Annotated in this window: 1 protein-coding gene; it reads right to left on the bottom strand. The window is 41.1% G+C overall.

Going from position 1 to position 377, the window contains the following annotated elements; translation table 11 throughout:
- Positions 1–377: replication initiation factor domain-containing protein (locus tag M998_RS19125; RefSeq protein WP_211272261.1), on the bottom strand; the 377-nt coding region annotated here is incomplete at both ends.

The raw sequence follows: 377 nt of genomic DNA, 5'->3' as shown, positions 1-377 counted from the left end.
CTTCCCGTGACCTTTTGTTCTAAGGCTTTATCATAGACGCGCCAAAACACACGTGATTGACGTGAACCAACACGTATCATATCTATCGTGAGATTGCCTTCGCCATCATGTTCAAACTCAACTCTACATTTAAGCTTAGGCCCTTTCCCACCATAAAACGCATCGTCTTCAAACGCTTTTTTAGCGGCATCGACCGTAAACACACCATCATAATCATCGGTGGCTAAGTCAATTCGATTAATTTGCGTAATATCAAGGTGCTTTAACCAACTATAAATCTCTAATGGCGTAGTTGAACTAAACACATATTGGCAACCTTTTCCCGGGATTTGGACAAAAAACGTTTCGTTATTACCGCCCAAATAAACTAGCCCTAA

Source organism: Providencia heimbachae ATCC 35613 (assembly GCF_001655055.1).
Lineage (GTDB): Bacteria > Pseudomonadota > Gammaproteobacteria > Enterobacterales > Enterobacteriaceae > Providencia > Providencia heimbachae.
The sequence above is the reverse complement of the archived record's forward strand: the minus strand, read 5'-3'. Positions and strand labels throughout refer to the sequence as shown.